Annotated in this window: 16 protein-coding genes; 7 read left to right on the top strand and 9 right to left on the bottom strand. The window is 61.5% G+C overall.

Going from position 1 to position 16829, the window contains the following annotated elements:
- Positions 1 to 48: 48 nt before the first annotated feature.
- Positions 49 to 957, bottom strand: coding sequence for an AraC family transcriptional regulator (locus FHX10_RS03190; protein ID WP_028757486.1), 909 nt, complete (start codon positions 955 to 957; stop codon positions 49 to 51).
- A 204-nt stretch (positions 958 to 1161) separates the two neighbouring features.
- On the opposite strand from FHX10_RS03190, the gene FHX10_RS03185 reads away from it, so the two are divergent.
- The gene (locus tag FHX10_RS03185; protein ID WP_028757485.1) at positions 1162 to 2208 is read left to right on the top strand and encodes an NAD(P)-dependent alcohol dehydrogenase; all 1047 of its coding nucleotides are present in this window, start codon (positions 1162 to 1164) and stop codon (positions 2206 to 2208) included.
- A gap of 137 nt (positions 2209 to 2345) precedes the next feature.
- Here FHX10_RS03185 and FHX10_RS03180 read toward each other — a convergent pair whose 3' ends face one another.
- The 5 genes from FHX10_RS03180 to FHX10_RS03160 all read right to left on the bottom strand — a co-directional run bounded on the left by FHX10_RS03180 (position 2346) and on the right by FHX10_RS03160 (position 8054).
- Positions 2346 to 4301: an elongation factor G gene (locus FHX10_RS03180; protein WP_063474642.1), complete on the bottom strand. Its 1956-nt coding sequence runs from the start codon at positions 4299 to 4301 to the stop codon at positions 2346 to 2348.
- Positions 4302 to 4748: 447 nt separating this feature from the next.
- Complete coding sequence (locus FHX10_RS03175) at positions 4749 to 6014, bottom strand: NAD(P)/FAD-dependent oxidoreductase (RefSeq protein ID WP_063474703.1); 1266 nt, start codon at positions 6012 to 6014, stop codon at positions 4749 to 4751.
- A 366-nt stretch (positions 6015 to 6380) separates the two neighbouring features.
- On the bottom strand, positions 6381 to 6890 hold the full coding sequence (locus tag FHX10_RS03170) for a BA14K family protein (protein ID WP_080759837.1): 510 nt from the start codon (positions 6888 to 6890) through the stop codon (positions 6381 to 6383).
- Positions 6891 to 7017: 127 nt separating this feature from the next.
- A complete protein-coding gene (locus FHX10_RS03165; protein ID WP_063474702.1) occupies positions 7018 to 7563 on the bottom strand; it encodes a PH domain-containing protein in 546 nt (181 codons plus the stop codon).
- Positions 7564 to 7589: 26 nt separating this feature from the next.
- Positions 7590 to 8054 (bottom strand): Lrp/AsnC family transcriptional regulator, encoded by a 465-nt coding sequence (locus tag FHX10_RS03160; protein ID WP_047610791.1) that lies wholly within the window; start codon positions 8052 to 8054, stop codon positions 7590 to 7592.
- A 147-nt stretch (positions 8055 to 8201) separates the two neighbouring features.
- Between FHX10_RS03160 and FHX10_RS03155 the strand changes: the two genes are divergently transcribed.
- From FHX10_RS03155 to FHX10_RS03140, 4 genes are all read left to right on the top strand, one after another.
- A complete protein-coding gene (locus FHX10_RS03155; RefSeq protein ID WP_028757544.1) occupies positions 8202 to 8921 on the top strand; it encodes an aspartate/glutamate racemase family protein in 720 nt (239 codons plus the stop codon).
- 201 nt (positions 8922 to 9122) lie between these two features.
- A complete protein-coding gene (locus FHX10_RS03150) occupies positions 9123 to 10040 on the top strand; it encodes a helix-turn-helix domain-containing GNAT family N-acetyltransferase (RefSeq protein ID WP_063474641.1) in 918 nt (305 codons plus the stop codon).
- Positions 10041 to 10099: 59 nt separating this feature from the next.
- Positions 10100 to 10723 carry a TetR/AcrR family transcriptional regulator gene (locus tag FHX10_RS03145; protein WP_028757542.1) on the top strand — a complete coding sequence of 208 codons (624 nt, stop codon included), beginning with the start codon at positions 10100 to 10102 and terminating at the stop codon, positions 10721 to 10723.
- Between the two features lie 127 nt (positions 10724 to 10850).
- Positions 10851 to 12059 carry an MFS transporter gene (locus FHX10_RS03140; protein ID WP_063474640.1) on the top strand — a complete coding sequence of 403 codons (1209 nt, stop codon included), beginning with the start codon at positions 10851 to 10853 and terminating at the stop codon, positions 12057 to 12059.
- Positions 12060 to 12068: 9 nt separating this feature from the next.
- On the opposite strand, the gene FHX10_RS03135 is transcribed toward FHX10_RS03140, so the two are convergent.
- Positions 12069 to 12485, bottom strand: coding sequence for a winged helix-turn-helix transcriptional regulator (locus FHX10_RS03135; protein WP_028757540.1), 417 nt, complete (start codon positions 12483 to 12485; stop codon positions 12069 to 12071).
- Between the two features lie 123 nt (positions 12486 to 12608).
- Here FHX10_RS03135 and FHX10_RS03130 point away from each other — a divergent pair, with 123 nt between their 5' ends.
- Positions 12609 to 13517, top strand: a complete 909-nt coding sequence (locus FHX10_RS03130; RefSeq protein WP_063474639.1) for an SDR family oxidoreductase — start codon at positions 12609 to 12611, stop codon at positions 13515 to 13517.
- Between the two features lie 246 nt (positions 13518 to 13763).
- On the opposite strand, the gene FHX10_RS03125 is transcribed toward FHX10_RS03130, so the two are convergent.
- Positions 13764 to 14516, bottom strand: coding sequence for a pyridoxine 5'-phosphate synthase (locus FHX10_RS03125; RefSeq protein ID WP_063474701.1), 753 nt, complete (start codon positions 14514 to 14516; stop codon positions 13764 to 13766).
- 451 nt (positions 14517 to 14967) lie between these two features.
- On the opposite strand from FHX10_RS03125, the gene FHX10_RS03120 reads away from it, so the two are divergent.
- On the top strand, positions 14968 to 15660 hold the full coding sequence (locus FHX10_RS03120) for a MerR family transcriptional regulator (RefSeq protein WP_063474638.1): 693 nt from the start codon (positions 14968 to 14970) through the stop codon (positions 15658 to 15660).
- A 40-nt stretch (positions 15661 to 15700) separates the two neighbouring features.
- Here FHX10_RS03120 and FHX10_RS03115 read toward each other — a convergent pair whose 3' ends face one another.
- Positions 15701 to 16828, bottom strand: coding sequence for an ATP-dependent RecD-like DNA helicase (locus FHX10_RS03115; RefSeq protein WP_047610798.1), 1128 nt, complete (start codon positions 16826 to 16828; stop codon positions 15701 to 15703).
- Between the last annotated feature and the right edge of the window lies 1 nt (position 16829).

Below are 16829 nucleotides of genomic sequence, written 5' to 3'. Positions count from 1 at the left end.
AAACGTCAAACATCCTTTAATGATCGGATGCCCGGGATGCGCGACAGACTACTCCGCCGCCATGACCTCGCGCGCGCCATCGATATCGCGCGCCGGCGAAGCGCCGTAGAGGCGACTGTATTCGCGGCTGAACTGCGACGGGCTTTGATAGCCCACGCGGTGGCCGGCCGTGCCGGCATCGAGGCGCTCCACCAGCATCAGGCGACGCGCCTCGTGCAGGCGAAGCTGCTTCTGATATTGCACCGGCGTCATCGCCGTGACCGATTTGAAGTGATGATGGAAGGACGACACGCTCATGCTGACGCGGACGGCAAGATCTTCGATGCGCAGCGGCCGCGCGAAATTCTCCTTCAGCCATGCGACGGCGCGGGCGATCCTGTTGCTGTGGCTGTCTGCTGTGGCGATGTTGATCAGCCGCGCGCCATCCGGCCCGGTCAGCACCCGGTAGAGGATTTCCTGCTCGATCAGCGGCGCCATGGCAGGAATGTCGCCTGGACGATCGAGCAAGCGCAGCAGGCGGACGGCGGCATCCAGGAGCTCCGGCGGAGCGACGTTCACCGCCATCCCGCGCTGCCCGTCGGTATGGGCCGCCGGACGCGGAATATCGATACGGCTCAAAAGCTCAAGCAGCTTTTCGGAATCGATTGCCAGCCCCAGGCAGAGATGCGGCACTTCAGGGCTTGCCTCGGTGACCTGCCAGGCGACCGGCAGGTCGAGCGAGGTCAGCAGATAGTCTCCTGTCCCGTAGCTGATAAGTTCGGTGCCGAGGCGCAGGCTCTTGGCCCCCTGCAGGACGAAGGCAAAACAGGGCCGGTAGCTGCTGTGAAGCGGATCGCTTGGCTTGGACCGACGGCTGACGTGAAGATTGCCGATATCAGTTGAGAACTCGCCGTCGCCAGGCGCGAAGCGCATCGCGATGTCGACAATTTCCTGATAGGGGCTGAAGGGCAAAGTCATGCGGCAACTCTTTCTGTCAACTGGCTGACGCCGGTGATACCGCCCTTATCTAGAGTGCCTTCGCCATTTCGCAAACAGGCCGGCGCCTCACTTTTGCAGGATCGTGCAAAAAGCTGAGAGGATCGCTCTAACCCTCTCACGCAGTTCCGGGCAATAGTCCGCCATCCCGTTCAACCCCCACCACAATCGAAAAGGAAGGTTCCCATGCCTATTGCAAGAGGCTACGCCGCAACCGACGCTTCCAAACCGCTGACCCCTTTCACCTTCGAACGCCGCAACCCCAACCCCGATGACGTCGTGATCGACATCAAGTTTGCCGGCATCTGCCATTCGGACATCCACACTGTCCGCAACGAATGGAAGAACGCCGTCTATCCGATCGTGCCGGGCCATGAGATCGCCGGCATCGTCTCGGCCGTCGGTTCCGCCGTGACCAAGTTCAAGGTCGGCGACCGCGTCGGCGTCGGCTGCTTCGTCGATTCCTGTATCGGCTGCGCCGAGCGCGACCTCGATCGCGAACAGTATATGCCGGGTCTCAGCGGCACCTACAATGATTTCGAAGCCGACGGCAAGACACGCACCCAGGGCGGCTATTCCGACTCGATCGTCGTCAAGGAAGGCTATGTCATGTCCATCCCGGACAACCTTCCGCTCGATGCCTCCGCGCCGCTGCTCTGCGCCGGCATCACGCTTTATTCGCCGCTGCGCCACTGGAATGCCGGCCCCGGCAAGAAGGTCGCGATCGTCGGCATGGGCGGCCTCGGCCATATGGGCGTCAAGCTGGGTGCGGCCATGGGCGCCGATATCACCGTTCTTTCCCAGAGCCTTTCCAAGAAGGAAGATGGGCTGAAGCTCGGCGCCAAGGAATATTATGCCACCAACGACCCGGAAACCTTCAAGAAGCTCGCCGGCACTTTCGACCTGGTCATCTGCACCGTCAGCGCCGAAATCGACTGGAATGCCTATCTCGGCCTTCTGAAGGTGGATGGTTCCTTCGTGGTGGTCGGCGCGCCTGAGAATCCGATCCCCGTGCACGCCTTCTCGATCATCCCCGGCCGCAAGAGTATTTCCGGCTCGATGATCGGCTCGATCAAGGAAACCCAGGAAATGCTCGACTTCTGTGGCAAGCACAACATCGTCTCCGAGATCGAGAAGATCAACATCCAGCAGGTCAACGAAGCTTATGAACGCGTCCTGAAGAGCGACGTCCGCTACCGCTTCGTCATCGACATCGCCTCGCTGGCAGCATAAGAAAACGAGAGGCGGCTCCTTCGGGGGCCGCCTTTTTCAATGTCGGGCGATTTCAACTGTGGCGGTGCTGTCAAGATCTCCGCCCTTGGGCGCAGCCGCACCGTCTGCCACCCACGATCAAATGCGACACTCGGATGTCACGATATGCCTCCGGCAAGTCGATGCAGGCGCAGCAGATATTCGACGCCGTTGAACGGATCAGGACCTGATCGCGGGCGCGAGCGCGGCGGGCCAGCCACTGGGGCATAATGATCGAAGCTGCTTTCCATGGTCCCCGCCCCGCTCGTCAGGCGCGGCAATTGCTGCTGGACACCGCGGACCATCTGAGACGCCATGGTACCCTCGAGCCGGGCGACGCCATCGGCAATGACCGAATCCGTCGTCGTTGCTGCCGATTTTGCAAGCAGGGTGACCACGCCGCTCAAATTTTCCGCGGGCGTTTCGAGATAAAAGCGGTCGATTGGCTCGCAGAGCACGGTCCGCGCGGCCGATAGCGCCGTTGCCAGCACCCATGGCGTCAACTGCCGGAAATCGGCGGCGGTGCTTGCAGGCGAACTGTGCCGGGCCGCCGTCATCGCCACGTGGCAATCGATGACCTGCCAGCCGAAAATCCCCTGTTTCAGCGCTTCGAACACGGTCTCCTCGACCGCTCGATAAAAGGCGATGGGCATCTGGCCGACATCCACTTCGAGCGCAAAGCTGTTGCCCGCCCCGGGAGGGCGTGGTTCGACGCGCAGGCCGACGGTTGCCAGGAAGGGATTGGGCTCCTTGAAGAGGATCTGCAGGCCGGCCCCGGTCCCGACTGGCCTCTCGACCAGGATGACGGTGCTTTCCTCGAACTTTGCCTCAAGTCCGAAATCCGTCAGCAGGGTCGATTGGATAACGTCCTTCTGCATCTCGCCGTAGAGTGAAACGAAGACTTCGTCCGTCTCCTCGTTGCGGCGCAAATTGATCAAGGGATCCTGTTCGGCCATCTGGTTCAGCGCCAGCCAGAGCGCCGCCTTGTCGGAAGGCCGCCGCGCAAGAACCCGGGTTTCGAGCGTCGGCGGCGCAAAGTGAGCCCGCCCGCCCGCGGGATCTCCGCCCACCGCATCCCCGATCCGGGCGCCGGCAAGGCCGGCGACGCGGGCAATCTGCCCTGCGCGAAGTCTCTCGGCGCCTTCGATCCGGCCGGCCTCGAACAGGTGGATCGCAGTCACCCGTTCCGGGCCTCTGGGCAGGTCCAGATATTGCCGAAGCCGCACCGTGCCTGAGGCGAGGTAGATATAGGCGAGCTTTTCCCCACCCCAGCCGCGTTCGATCTTGAAGATCTTGCCCGCGACCGGGCCATCCGGATTGGAGCACCGGCCGGGCAAGATCGTCGCAATGGCCGATGCCAGGGCGGGCATGCCGACACCGGTCATCGCTGCGCCCGCGAAGACCGGATGGACGAGGCCGCTCGCCACCTGATCGGCCAGGCAGCGCCCAAGCCTTTCCTCGGTCAGGCGACCGGGAGCAAGGATATAATCGGCAAGCAGGGCCTCGTCGTTTTCTGCCAGTGCCTCGCAGAGCGGCGTGAAAAGCGGCTCGTCTCCCGGCGCGAGCGTCTCCGCCCGGGCAAGCTTGGCTCCGGCATCGATGACCGACGACATGGCGATGGGGCGGACCGCCAGCTGCGCGGCTAGGGCCTCCACCACCTCCTGATATCGGGCCCCAAGACGATCGACCTTGTTGACGAAGAAGATGAAGGGAACGCCAAGCCGCCGCAGCGCTCGCACCAACACCCGTGTCTGGGCCTGCACGCCTTCGACCGCCGAAACGACGACGACCGCGGCATCCAGCAATCCCAGCACCCGCTCGACCTCGGCGATGAAATCCGGGTGGCCGGGCGTGTCGATGAGATTGACGATCCTGTCGCCGATCGCAAACGACACCACCGCCGCCCTGATCGTGATGCCGCGTAGTCGTTCGAGTTCGAGAGTGTCCGTCTGTGTATTGCCGGTATCGACGCTGCCGAGCTTGTCGATGACGCCGGCGTCAAAAAGCAGTCTTTCGGTAAGGCTAGTCTTGCCTGCATCTACATGGGCGAGAATGCCCAGATTCAAAGTGCGCATGAACCACCAACTTCTCAGAATTTCGAATGTGATTTTCGTGAGAAGTGAATCGGCGCATTGGAACCTCTACCCGTTGCTACGGCTGGATGCGCACCTCCCGGTGGTTGGGAGACGCGGATGGAATGCTAAGGGTGTGCGGGGAGATGTGTCAAGCTTGGGCGTATCGCGTTGTCTAAAGGCTCCGACATGTGTGCCGCAGGGCACGACAATCAGCCCTCATGGTGAGGGTGAGGAGCGAAGCAATCGATCCAGTGATCGATTGCAGCGACAAACGCAGGGCCGTCTCGAACTACGAGGGCGGGTGGCTAAGCGGTGCATGCTGCATGCAGATGTCGCTGGGTGAAGCGCCGGTGGCCGTCCCCGATCCTTCGAGGCCCTCCGGGTGCACCTCAGAATGAGGCAGGAGAGACGGCGCATTCCCGGACAGCTTTCACGGGCAAAGGAGGCCTACTCCTCCTCTCGCATCGTTTCTTTCTGGGTGATCAGCCGGGCGCTGTGCTGGCCACTCAGATAGATCCACAACCAACTCCAGGCGACGGAGAAGCGCGAGCGGGTGCCGATCAGGAAGTAGATATGGGCAAGACCCCAGATCCACCAGGCGATCCAGCCCTTCAGCTTGATCCGGCCGAAATCGATGATGGCCGCACTCTTGCCGATCGTGGCGAGGCTGCCCTGGTGCCAGTAGCGGAAGGGCGCCGGTGCCGGCTTGCCGGACAGACGGGCACGGATCACCTTGGCGACGTAGCCGCCCTGCTGCTTGGCGGCAGGCGCGATGCCCGGCACCGGCTTCCCGTCCTCGCGCATCACCGATGCGGTATCGCCGACGACGAAGACGTCGGGTAGCCCCGGCGCGCCCAGATCCTTCTCGACCACGACGCGCCCTGCCCGGTCGGCCGCAACGCCGAGCCACCGTGCCGCCGGCGAGGCGGTGACGCCGGCTGCCCAGACGATCGTCCGGCTGGCAACGAAGGTGTCGCCGATCTTCACGCCGTCGGCATTGCATTCCGTCACCGGCCTGCCGAGATGGATCTCGACCCCGAGTTTCTCCAGCGCCTTCTGGGCATAGGCCGAAAGCTCTTCGGCGAAGGTTGGCAGCACCCGCGGACCAGCCTCGACCAGCACGACGCGGGTCTTGCGCGTATCGATGTTGCGGAATTCCTTGGGCAGCGTGAAATGCGCGAGTTCGGCAATGATGCCGGCCAGCTCGACACCGGTCGGCCCGGCCCCGACGATGGTGAAGGTCAGAAGCGCATCGCGCACGGTTGGATCGGCCTCCATCTCCGCCCTCTCGAAGGCAAGCAGCACGCGCCGGCGGATCGTCGTCGCATCCTCCAACGTCTTCAGGCCCGGCGCCACCGGCTCCCATTCATCATGGCCGAAATAGGCATGCGTCGCCCCGGTCGCCAGCACCAGCGTATCGTAACCAAGAGTCATGCCGTTACGGAGGGAAACAGTCTTTGTGCCGCTGTCGACGCCTGTGACCTCGCCGAGCAGAACCGTCACGTCAGGCCGGTCGGCATAGAGCCGGCGGATTGGCCAGGCGATTTCCGAGGTGGAGAGAATGGTCGTCGCCACCTGATAGAGCAGCGGCTGGAAGAGATGATGGTTGCGCCGGTCAACGAGCGTGATCTTGACGCCAGCGCCTTTCAAACCGTTGACGAGTTGCAACCCGCCAAAACCGCCGCCGACAACGACGACATGATGATCGCCCATGACCTGCCCCTTCTGCGCCATTTCGCTGAAAGCCAATGTGGCCCTCGCCGCAAAGGTTGCAACCGCCGTTTCGGCATGTCTCCCCTGCGTCACCCGCAGTCGAAAGAGCATGTCGCGCAAAAGTGTGCAGCGGTTTTGCGAGAACGACATGCTGGAATTGAAAGGCCTAGACCAAAGCGCGACAAACGAGTCCGATCGCGGCGCGCTTTAGCGCCGAGATTATCGGCAACTCCTGCAATCCAACCCGGCGACGCTTGTGAAGCGGACGTCGGGCAGAATTATAACTGCCCAGAGCCTCGGTCGAGGTGCGACACAGACATAGCGTTCGAACGGGTAGTCGGCCCGGAACAGTTCACGGCGCAGCAATCAATAGGGACCGACGCACTGGCGACGGGGTCCATGATAGGGCTGGAAGGTATTGTCGAACGCCCTGTACGACCGATAACGCGCATAGCACCAACTCTCGTGGTTGCCGCCCCGTCCATAATAGCCAGACGACGCATAGGCCCGATAGGGCCGGCCATAATAGCGATACGGCGAACCGTAATAGCGGTAGGGCGAGCCGTAATAGCCGTAGGGTGAACCGTAATACGAGCCGTAATAGGGCTGTGCCAATGCGCCGCCAATGATGGTGCCGACGGCTAGGCCACCCAAGGCCCAGCCCCAGTCCGCTCCATGGTTATGGTGGTAACCTCTGTAATAGCCGCCTCGGTAATGGCCGCCACCCCAGTGGCCGCCTCGGCCACGCCATTGCACATGCTCTATCTGCTGCTGCGCTTCGATCCTGGGTGGGTTGATAGCCGGAAACGCTTGAGCCGGCGTGATGCCGGGGGCACCTATGATCAAGCACAACGCGGCGACGGTCAGCTTTCTCATGACTGTTCTCCTCTGCTCCTCCAAGTGAGGGAAATATCTTCCCCTCCTCCTGAACCAAAGGTGAACGCAATATGTCCAAAAACGTTCCTTATAGAGACACATTAATCCCTATCGATGGCACTGCGAATTATCGGCTGCTGGTGCAATCCGACCTTGCTGTTTCCAGGAGGCTGTAAACGTGTCGCGCATCCTCGATCCCCAGAAGCTGAGGTTCGTTGGCCAGACTTGGCGTCCAGCCGCTCATCCTCCTGTTGGACGGCACGCAGAATTTGATCGTACCCTTGCCGCGGCTGCCCTCTTCAAGACTGATCGACGGCAGGAGTTCGAGCTGGTTGGTGGACAAATGTCGAAAGAGCCCGCTTCTGCGAATGATCACACGTCTGTTGGTCAGTACATATTCCGTCCGAGCCCGGGCAGCCGCATCGACGAAAAAGCGTCCGGCCATTAGGTAAAGGCCCATGAGTACGAACGGAATACCCCATAATTTTGTGAATACCGGCGTTTCCGTGCTGATGGCAGTAATTTCCCAGAAGATCGCAAAGCCGCCCCACAAAAGCGAGAACGGAACGAGGAGGAAATCCCGCGATGTCAAAAGAAATCCTTGTCCGGGATGCCCTGACCAAAGAAGCTTTTCCCCCGGCATGAGAAAGCTACGAATATCGCTATCGCTCATACTGTCATGCCCCTTCAAATGATTTTTCACCGGGCGTAGCCCACCGGTATTGCCATTCCATGTTTCAATTCTTCCATCGAGATCGACGCCGAGACGTCGAAGAGTTCGAGCTTGCGCACGATCTGCTTGTAGATCACGTCGTAATGCTCGACGCGCGGCAGCACGATCTTCAGAATGTAATCGTGATTGCCGGTCAGTCGGTGCGCCTCGACGATCTCGGGAATGTCGCCGATGATCCGGCGAAAGCTTTCCGTCCATTCGTCGGAATGGTGAGCCGTCTTGACGAGAGCGAAGACCGTCGTCGGCACGCCCATTTTCTCCCGGTCGAGCACGAAGATGCGCCGGGCGATATGGCCGCTTTCTTCCAGCCGCTGGATACGCCGCGAACAGGCCGACACCGAAAGCGCCACGCGCTCCGCAAGATCGGTCACGGATATGCCTGCATCCTTTTGCAGCATGTCGAGAATGCGCCTGTCGCGATCATCAAGCATGTATCCTCCGCCCAATATTTGCACGATTTCATCAAATGGCGCAAAATTATAGCACATATCCCACCATGGAAACAAATAACGCAAACACACCGCGCCGGGATTACGGCATCATTTTCGAAAGTTCAGAATCATGGAGAGCGTGAAGACATGGAAACGATCGGCCTGATCGGCGGCATGAGTTTCGAAAGTTCGGCGGTCTATTACCGTCTCGTCAACGAGATGGTGCGAGACCGCAAGGGTGGCCTTGCCTCGGCCGAACTCATCCTGCATTCGGTGAACTTCGAGGAGATCGTCGCCCTTCAGAAGGCCGGCGCCTGGGATATGGCCGCCCGTCGCCTTGCCGACGTGGCTTTGCGCCTGCAGATTGCTGGCGCCGGCTGCATCCTCATCTGCACCAACACCATGCATCTGATTGCCGACGAGGTTGCCAAGAAGATCTCCGTGCCGCTGATCCACATCATCGACGAGACGGCGAAATCGCTGCATGCCGGCGGCCGGAAGCGCCCGTTGCTGCTTGCGACCCGCTACACGATGGAACACGGCTTCTACAGCGACCGCATGAAAAACCTCGGTCTCGACATCATGGTTCCCGATGCCGGCGACCGCACCACCGTGCACGACATCATTTTCAATGAACTCTGCGCCGGCAAGGTACTCGACAGCTCACGCGACAAGCTCATGGCGGTCATATCACGCGCCATCGACAACGGCGCCGACAGCATCATCCTCGGCTGCACCGAGATCTGCCTGATCCTCGATCCCGACCATCTGCCGCTGCCCGGCTTCGACACCACGGCGATTCATGCGCGAGCGGCAGTCGATTTCGCGCTTGGCGCGGACGAGATCGCGGAAGAGGAAGCGGCCTGAAAGTGTCTCGCCTCGGATTGCCAAATTAGTTGACTCAGTCCATTAAATACAGGACAAGATCTCTATTTGGAGATTCTTGAGTTGTTGACAAGGCTCGTTCTCTCCTCGGCGTTATCCTCGGCCTTGTGCCGAGGATAAACGAAAGATGAGTGGGCCGACTTGTCAGCAGTCTGACAAGGTTTCCATCTGGAGATCTTTGCCATGTCCGATATCGCCCTCATCGAAACCGCGCGCGATTTCAACCGCTTCTATACGAACTTCCTCGGCCTCCTGAACAAGGCCTATCTCGACACCGCATTCACGCTCACGGATGCCCGCATCCTCTTCGAGATCGGCTCGCATGACGGTGTCAGCGCCGTGGCGCTGGTCCGCGACCTGCATCTCGACCCGGCCTATCTCAGCCGTATCCTCAAGCGTTTCCGCGCAGAGGGACTGATCGAGACCAGTCCGGATCCGGCCGATCTGCGCAGCCAGGTCATCATTGTCACCGACCGGGGACGTGAGCAGTTCGAAGAACTCGGCCGGCGCGCCAATGCGCAGATCGCCGCCCGTTTCGACAATCTCGCGGCCGGCGAGCCGGAGGCGGCAGTCTCGGCCATGCACACCATCCGCGCCCTCCTCGACCCTACGGCCAAACCCGCACCGGCCGTCATCCGCGCCCATCGCGCCGGCGATATCGGCTGGATCGTTCAGAGCCAGGGCCGTTTCTACGCCGAGGAGTATGGCTGGGACCTGCGCTTCGAAGCGCTGGTCGCCGAAGTTGCCGGGAAATTCCTCGCCAATTTCGATCCGGCCAAGGAATATTGCTGGATCGCCGAGCGCGGCGGCGTCAATGTCGGCTCGGCCCTCGTCACCAATGGCGGCGACGGCATCGCCAAGCTCCGTCTGCTCTATGTCGACAAATCAGCCCGCGGCCTCGGGCTCGGCAAGATGCTGGTCGACGAATGCATCCGCTTCTCCAGACAGAAGGGCTACCGCGAACTCTCGCTCTGGACCAACGACATGCTGGAGACCGCCCGCGCCATCTATATCAAGGCCGGCTTCCGGCTTGTCTCCGAGGAGAGACACCGCATGTTCGGCCCCGAGGCGAACGGCCAGAACTGGGTTCTGGCTCTGTGATTTGCTGCGTCGCAAAAGTTTCGCTTGATTTGGAAACAAACATTTCCTAATTAGATGCCATGAATACGGCGACCATTGAACATCAAGAAAAGACCAGGGGCCGCGGCCGGCCGCGCGAATTCGACGTGGAGGCAGCGCTCGACGCTGCCCTACGCGTCTTTTCCGAGCGCGGGTATCACGCCGCCTCGATCAGCGAACTGACCGAGGCCATGGGTCTTGCCGCCGGCAGTGTCTACAAGGCGTTCGGCGATAAGCGTGGCATCTTCCTTGCAACGTTCGACCGCTACCGCGCCGTGCGCCGTGGCATGCTCGATGCCGAACTCGCCAAGGCAGAGACCGGCCGGGATAAGCTGCATGCGCTGATCGCCTTCTTTGCGGCCTCCTCCCACGGCGAAACCGGCAGGCGTGGCTGCCTGGTGGTCGGCAGCGCCGGCGATCTCGCTCTCTTCGACAGCGAAGCGGCCGAACGTGTCGCCGCCGCCTTCATGACCGACGAGACACTGCTGGCCGATCTGATCCGCCTCGGCCAGTCCGACGGCTCGATTTCTGCAGACCTCGATATATCAGCGACCGCGCTTGCGCTTCTCTGCCTCACCAAAGGCATGCGCGTCATCGGCAAGGTGGAGCGCAGCGGTGAAGAAATGGCGGCCGTCGCCGAAGCCGCGATGAAGTTGGTGACCTGACATCCCCCGGAGAAAGGCAAGCCATTCTCTCGGAGGAGCGGCAAGCTGTTGCACAGCCGGAAGCGGGTGGCCGGCGGCAAGACCATTTGAAATCATTCCTTTCAATCTTTGAATACCGGAGTTCCCGATGAGCATTTCAGCCACCACGCCGGATAAGGCCATTCCCAGGGCGCTATCCCCCTGGCTAACCTTCCTTTTTGCCGCCGCCTGCGGACTGGTGGCCGCCAATCTCTATTACGGCCAGCCGCTTGCCGGCCCGATCAGCGCCGATCTTGGCTTCACGCCTGCCGCCACCGGCCTGATCGTCACGCTGACGCAGATCGGCTACGGGCTCGGCCTGTTGCTGATCGTGCCTCTCGGCGACCTCACCGAAAATCGCCGTCTGGTGTTGCTGCTGATCGCCGTCTCCGCCGTTGCGCTGATCGGCGCGGCGCTGTCGTCGACGCCGACGGCCTTCCTCATCGCCTCGCTCTGCATCGGTCTTTCGTCGGTGGCAGTTCAGGTCCTGGTTCCCTTCGCCGCCAACATGGCGCCGGATGCAACGCGCGGTCAGGTCGTCGGCAATGTCATGAGCGGCCTGCTCTGCGGCATCATGCTGGCTCGCCCCTTTGCAAGCTTCGTCGCCGAAGCTTCCTCCTGGCATGTGGTCTATTACCTCACCGCGGCGCTGATGCTCGTGCTTGCCGTCGTGCTGCGCTTCAACCTGCCGGTTCGGCTGCCGAAGACGAAGCTGCGCTACGGCGAGTTGCTCGCCTCCATGGGTCATCTGGCGCTGACCTCGCGCGTGCTGCAGCGCCGCGCGCTCTACCAGGCCGGTATGTTCGGCGCCTTCAGCCTGTTCTGGACGACGACGCCGCTGCTGCTTGCAAGCCCGGCTTTCGGCCTGACACAGAACGGCATCGCCCTCTTTGCGCTTGCAGGCGCTGCCGGCGCCATCGCCTCGCCGATCGCCGGCCGGCTTGCCGACCGCGGCATGACGAGGATCGCCTCGACGATTGCCATGCTGCTCGGAATGGCTTCCTTCGTGATCAGCCATTTCGCCACGGACGGTTCGCTCACCGCTCTGCTGCTTTTGACGGCCGCGGCGATCCTTCTCGATTTCGGCGTGACGACCAATCTGGTCTGCGGCCAGCGCGCCATCTATGCCCTGAACCCGGAACACCGCAGCCGGCTCAACGGTCTGTTCATGGCGACCTTCTTTGCCGGCGGCGCGCTCGGCTCGGCGCTCGGCGGCTGGGCCTATGCCACCGGCGGCTGGACGATGACAGCCTGGATCGGCTTCTGCTTTCCGGCGCTAGCCTTCCTGTTGTTCCTGACGGAAGGGCGCGGCCGGTAGGAAGCCAGCCTATTTGTCGGTGGAATCAAAATGCGAACGGGCGGCGCGAACGGCGTCGTGGTTTGCCTCCGCCCAGTTCAGCAGCTGCGACAGTGGCTGGTAGAGCGAGCGTCCGAGTTCGGTCATCGAATATTCGACGCTCGGCGGCTTGGTCGGGAACACTTCGCGATGGATATACCCGTCCCTCTGCAGGTCACGTAGTGTCTGCGTCAACATGCGCTGCGAGATATCGGGGAGCATCCGCCGCAGCTCGCCGAAGCGACAGGGCCGAGCCGCCAGCACTTCGAGCAGCAGCGTCGACCATTTGCCGCCAATTTGCTGCATCATGTCCCTGACCGGGCAATTCGAAAAATCGAGACTGGCGAGATCGATCTCGCGCCGCATCCCCGGCATTCTGTTCTTCAGACTGAGGACCGCGCCGGTCATCTGCTGGTTCCTTTTTGGTAACGTAGAGCCGAAAAACTGCCTCCTTTACACCGCCAAGTCAATTCCTATTCTAGTGTAACTCTCTTTTTGAGACCGCCACCAAAACATAGAAGGAAACGACCTATGAGCGAAACCATCCTGGTCACCGGCGCTGCCGGGCAGCTCGGCCAGCGTGTCATCCACCACCTCATCGAGACCTACAGGGTCGCGCCCGGCAGCATCGTCGCGGCAACGCGCAGCCCGCAAAAGCTCGCCGAGCTGGAAAAGAAGGGCGTTCTCACCCGCAAGGCCGATTTCGACGATGTGGCAGGCCTGGAAAAGGCTTTTGCCGGCATCGACCGCCTGCTGATCATCAGCACCGACGCGCTCGACACGCCCGGCAAGCGTATCGCCCAGCACAAGGGCGCCGTTGCAGCGGCCGTCAAAGCCGCCGTCAAGCACATCGCCTACACCTCGATGCCGGCGCCGGACAATTCGCTCGTTTCCTTCGCGCCCGATCATCTCGGCAGCGAGAACGCCATCAAGGCAAGCGGCATCGCTTACACGATCATCCGCGACGCCTGGTATCACGACAATTACCTGCACGGCATGCCGCACAACCTGCAGGGCGGCAAATGGTACAGCGCCACCGGCGACGGCAAGATCTCGACCATCTCGCGTGACGACTGCGCGCTGGCCATCGCCGCAGCCCTTGCCTCCGGCACCGCCGAGAGCGCCACCTATACGCTAACCGGCGCGCAATTGCTGAACAACCGGCAGATCGCCGCCATCGTCTCCGAAGCCGCCGGCAAGCCGCTCGAAGTCGTCGACGTCAATGACGAACAGCTCGGCCAGGGCATCCGCGGCGCGGGTCTTCCCGGCTTCGTCGCCGACATGCTGGTTTCGGCCGACGCCAACATCCGCGCCGGCAACTTCGCGATCGTCACCGAAGACTTCACCAAGCTGACCGGCAAACAACCACAGCCGCTGAAGGATTTCTTCGTGGAACACAAGGCGGCCCTGACGGCGTCAGGCAATGCCGGAGGCCATTGAAGCCTTTCGCTGTGTTCCTGCGCTAGTCGCAGGGATGAGCGAACTCCGATTCTGGATCCCTCATCAGGGCAGATGAGTCACGCACGGCCAGGGCGCGCCGTGGCTGGATTCCTGTGACAGGCACAGGAATCCAGCGCGCCCAGGTCCTTGGGCGCGGGAGACTCTTGCTTCAAAACGCATTGTGTGACTCACAGACAGAAGCGTAATAACCCGCTTCCAGTCAAAGCGTTGAAGGCAACGCCCCGATCAAACTGCCTGCCCGCAGGCGCGGCAAAAGCGCCGTACCGTTTCCGCCATGCCGTATTCCAGCGCATCGGCGGTCAGCCCGTGGCCGATCGAAACTTCAGCAAGCGCGGGAATGCGTTTCACCAGCGCTGGCAGGTTTTCAACTGTCAGATCATGGCCGGCATTGACGGCAAGGCCGATTGCAAGGGCCGCATCCGCCGTCCGTCCGAGTGCTTCGAGGATCGGGGCCGCCCGTTCCGGCGCGCCGTAACAGCCGCCATAGGGGCCGGTATAAAGTTCGATCCGGTCGGCGCCGACTGCCTTGGCGATCTCGACTGCTTCGGCATCCCCGTCGCCATCGGCAAACAGCGACACCCGGCATCCCATCTTCTTCAAACGGGCGACGGCATCAGTCAGAAACGCCCGGTGCTTGCGGAAATCCCAGCCGTGATCGGATGTCGCCTGCGCGGGATCGTCGGGCACCAGCGTCACCTGCTCGGGCGCCGCCCCGGCGCAGAGTTCGAAGAATTCCTCGGTGGGATAGCCCTCGATATTGAATTCGGCCTTGGGAAATTCGTCGTCGATCAGGTTGCGGATCACGGGCAGGTCGGAAAAGCGGATGTGCCGCTGGTCGGGGCGCGGATGCACCGTCAGGCCGCTGGCGCCGGAGGCGAGTGCGATCCGCCCGAGCGCTTCGACGCTTGGCCAGGGCAGATCGCGCCGGTTGCGCAGCATGGCGATGGCGTTGAGGTTCACGGAGAGCTTGGCGGGCATGGCGAAATCCATCGGTCATGAAAATGGGAGGCCCTGCTTTTAAGCCATGTGCTCCGTGATGGCCAACGAGATTCACAAATGGATGCGATGCCAATCGCTGATGGACACCGAAATTGCGCTGAGCATTTGCCGCACGCGTACCGCAGATAGTAAATCCCGTCACCCTTGAAGAGGACCGCGAGATTCCGCAGTGCAGCACATGTTTTTGTGCGACACACCCAAGAACCCGGCAAAATATGCCGGTAAAGTTGCTATCCCATTTAAAAGAGATTATTTTTAGCACTTATAAAAAAGATCGTTCACGCATAACGTGGACATCGTATCGCGTAGAGTACGCCGCGTACTGCTTCTTTCCCACTGAGAAGAACGCTTAGAGGAAACCCCACTCGCCGCGCATGGGAAGCAACTGGCAAATCCGCATGAGGTGCAACAACATGCCCTAGGAGGGTTCATGCCAGACGGTTCCAAACGCCTGTTTGCCACCGCCGGTATCGCTTCGGAGGCCCGATCGAAATATCGGTTCCTGCCTTCAGCCGCGCTGCCGCCGGATCTATCTGATGGTCCCGTGCCCATCGCCGATATGGCCAATGCATTCGGGGTGACACACAGGACACTGCATTTCTACGAAGAGAAGGGCTTGATTTCGGCCAATCGCATCGGCCTGATGCGGGTCTACGGGCAGGACGACGTGATGCGCATGGCCGTCATCACCGTTTGCCGTGAGACGGGCATGGCGATCGCCGTCATCCAGGAATTGATGGACGAGCTTCGCAGCGCCGATTCGCAGGAATCGGCCGAGGCAATGTTCCGCGAGGCCCTGCAGGTACGCAAGCGCGAGCTGACCGCCGAGATGTCGACGCTGCACCGCCAGCTCCAACAGGTCGGCGACCTCCTGGATTACGACGGCACCATCGAGGAGCCGCCGTTGAACGACAATCAGGACAGCGCCAGCCTGAGTCCACAGGAGCGGCGTTGCCTCGAACTGATGGCGGAAGGCTATTCCACCCAGCGCATCGCCCGGGCGCTCGACCTGAAACATGACGAGACCAAGGATCTCGAGGCCGGGATCATCCTGAAATTCCGCGCCAACAACCGCTTTCAGGCCATCGCCAAGGCGGTTCTGCTCGGCATTGTGCAGGCCTGAACACACACGACGGCCGCCACCGTCTCCTGCCCGCCAAACGTCAACGGACGATCGTCAGCGTCTCCGCCGCGCGCGTAATCGCGGTATAGAGCCAGCGCTCCCGCGTATCGCGAAACGCCCAGCTCTCATCGAACAGCACGACATCGTTCCATTGCGAACCCTGCGCCTTGTGCACGGTGAGCGCATAGCCATAGTCGAACTCGTCGTAGCGCTTGCGGGTGTTCCAGGGGATCTCGCCCTCGACATCTTCGAAGGCCTGCTTCAGCAGCTTGATCTTGGCAGCGCCGCGGTCCATGTCGTCGTCCTCGGGGCGGACCAGCAGATTGATGCCGGGCTTCGTCGTTTCCTTCGACGAGGTCATCACCTGCCAGAGCGAGCCGTTGAGCAGGCCCTTGGCCGGATCGTTCCGCAGGCAGACAAGCTTGTCGCCGGTCTGCGGATAATCGGCATTGAAGCCTTTCAGCTCGCGCAGGCGCTGATTGTAGCGGCGGCGCGTCCGGTTGGTGCCCACGAGTACTTGGTCGGCCTTCATCACCAGATCCTGCGTCACCTCGTTCTTCGAGATCACCTTGGCCGTGCCGTAATCGCCATACATCACCTCATTGCCTTCGCGCACCTGCATGGCAAGCTTGATGATCGGATTGTCACGCGCCTGGCGGTGAATGTCGGTGAGCAGGTAATCCGGGTCCTGATTGGTGAAGTAACCGCCGCCGCTGACCGGCGGCAGCTGGCCGGGATCGCCGAGCACCAGGATCGGTGTGCCGAAGCTCATCAGATCCTTGCCGAGCGCCTCGTCGACCATCGAGCATTCATCAACGATGATCAGCGCAGCCTTGGCGACCGGGCTTTGCCGGTTGATCGAAAACATCGGCGCGATCGACGTCTTGCCGGTTTCCTCGTCCTCCACCGCCTCCTCGCCGCGCGGCCGGTAGATCAGCGAATGGATCGTCCGGGCGTTGGAGGCGCCGCGCGAGCGCAGCACCTGCGCGGCCTTGCCGGTGAAAGCGGCAAACAGCACATCGCCATCGACATTCTCGGCGAAGTGCTTGGCAAGCGTCGTCTTTCCCGTTCCGGCATAGCCGAACAGGCGAAAGAGCGGCGAGCGCCCTTCATTCAGCCATTTCGAAACAGCCTTGAGGGCTTCGTCTTGTTGCGGCGCAAATTGCATG

The sequence above is a fragment of the Rhizobium sp. BK591 genome (assembly GCF_014195045.1).
GTDB lineage: Bacteria > Pseudomonadota > Alphaproteobacteria > Rhizobiales > Rhizobiaceae > Rhizobium > Rhizobium anhuiense.
This window is presented reverse-complemented; position numbering and strand designations above follow the sequence as displayed.

Excerpts from the sequence above, each read along its gene's own strand:
- FHX10_RS03135 (WP_028757540.1), bottom strand. The coding sequence starts at position 12,485 with ATGACCGGCGCGGTCCTCAGTCTGAAGAACAGAATGCCGGGGATGCGG.
- FHX10_RS03185 (WP_028757485.1), top strand. The coding sequence starts at position 1,162 with ATGCCTATTGCAAGAGGCTACGCCGCAACCGACGCTTCCAAACCGCTG.
- FHX10_RS03120 (WP_063474638.1), top strand. The coding sequence starts at position 14,968 with ATGCCAGACGGTTCCAAACGCCTGTTTGCCACCGCCGGTATCGCTTCG.
- FHX10_RS03150 (WP_063474641.1), top strand. The coding sequence starts at position 9,123 with ATGTCCGATATCGCCCTCATCGAAACCGCGCGCGATTTCAACCGCTTC.
- FHX10_RS03130 (WP_063474639.1), top strand. The coding sequence starts at position 12,609 with ATGAGCGAAACCATCCTGGTCACCGGCGCTGCCGGGCAGCTCGGCCAG.
- FHX10_RS03115 (WP_047610798.1), bottom strand. The coding sequence starts at position 16,828 with ATGCAATTTGCGCCGCAACAAGACGAAGCCCTCAAGGCTGTTTCGAAA.
- FHX10_RS03180 (WP_063474642.1), bottom strand. The coding sequence starts at position 4,301 with ATGCGCACTTTGAATCTGGGCATTCTCGCCCATGTAGATGCAGGCAAG.
- FHX10_RS03140 (WP_063474640.1), top strand. The coding sequence starts at position 10,851 with ATGAGCATTTCAGCCACCACGCCGGATAAGGCCATTCCCAGGGCGCTA.
- FHX10_RS03125 (WP_063474701.1), bottom strand. The coding sequence starts at position 14,516 with ATGCCCGCCAAGCTCTCCGTGAACCTCAACGCCATCGCCATGCTGCGC.
- FHX10_RS03155 (WP_028757544.1), top strand. The coding sequence starts at position 8,202 with ATGGAAACGATCGGCCTGATCGGCGGCATGAGTTTCGAAAGTTCGGCG.
- FHX10_RS03160 (WP_047610791.1), bottom strand. The coding sequence starts at position 8,054 with ATGCTTGATGATCGCGACAGGCGCATTCTCGACATGCTGCAAAAGGAT.
- FHX10_RS03145 (WP_028757542.1), top strand. The coding sequence starts at position 10,100 with ATGAATACGGCGACCATTGAACATCAAGAAAAGACCAGGGGCCGCGGC.
- FHX10_RS03170 (WP_080759837.1), bottom strand. The coding sequence starts at position 6,890 with ATGAGAAAGCTGACCGTCGCCGCGTTGTGCTTGATCATAGGTGCCCCC.
- FHX10_RS03190 (WP_028757486.1), bottom strand. The coding sequence starts at position 957 with ATGACTTTGCCCTTCAGCCCCTATCAGGAAATTGTCGACATCGCGATG.
- FHX10_RS03175 (WP_063474703.1), bottom strand. The coding sequence starts at position 6,014 with ATGGGCGATCATCATGTCGTCGTTGTCGGCGGCGGTTTTGGCGGGTTG.
- FHX10_RS03165 (WP_063474702.1), bottom strand. The coding sequence starts at position 7,563 with ATGAGCGATAGCGATATTCGTAGCTTTCTCATGCCGGGGGAAAAGCTT.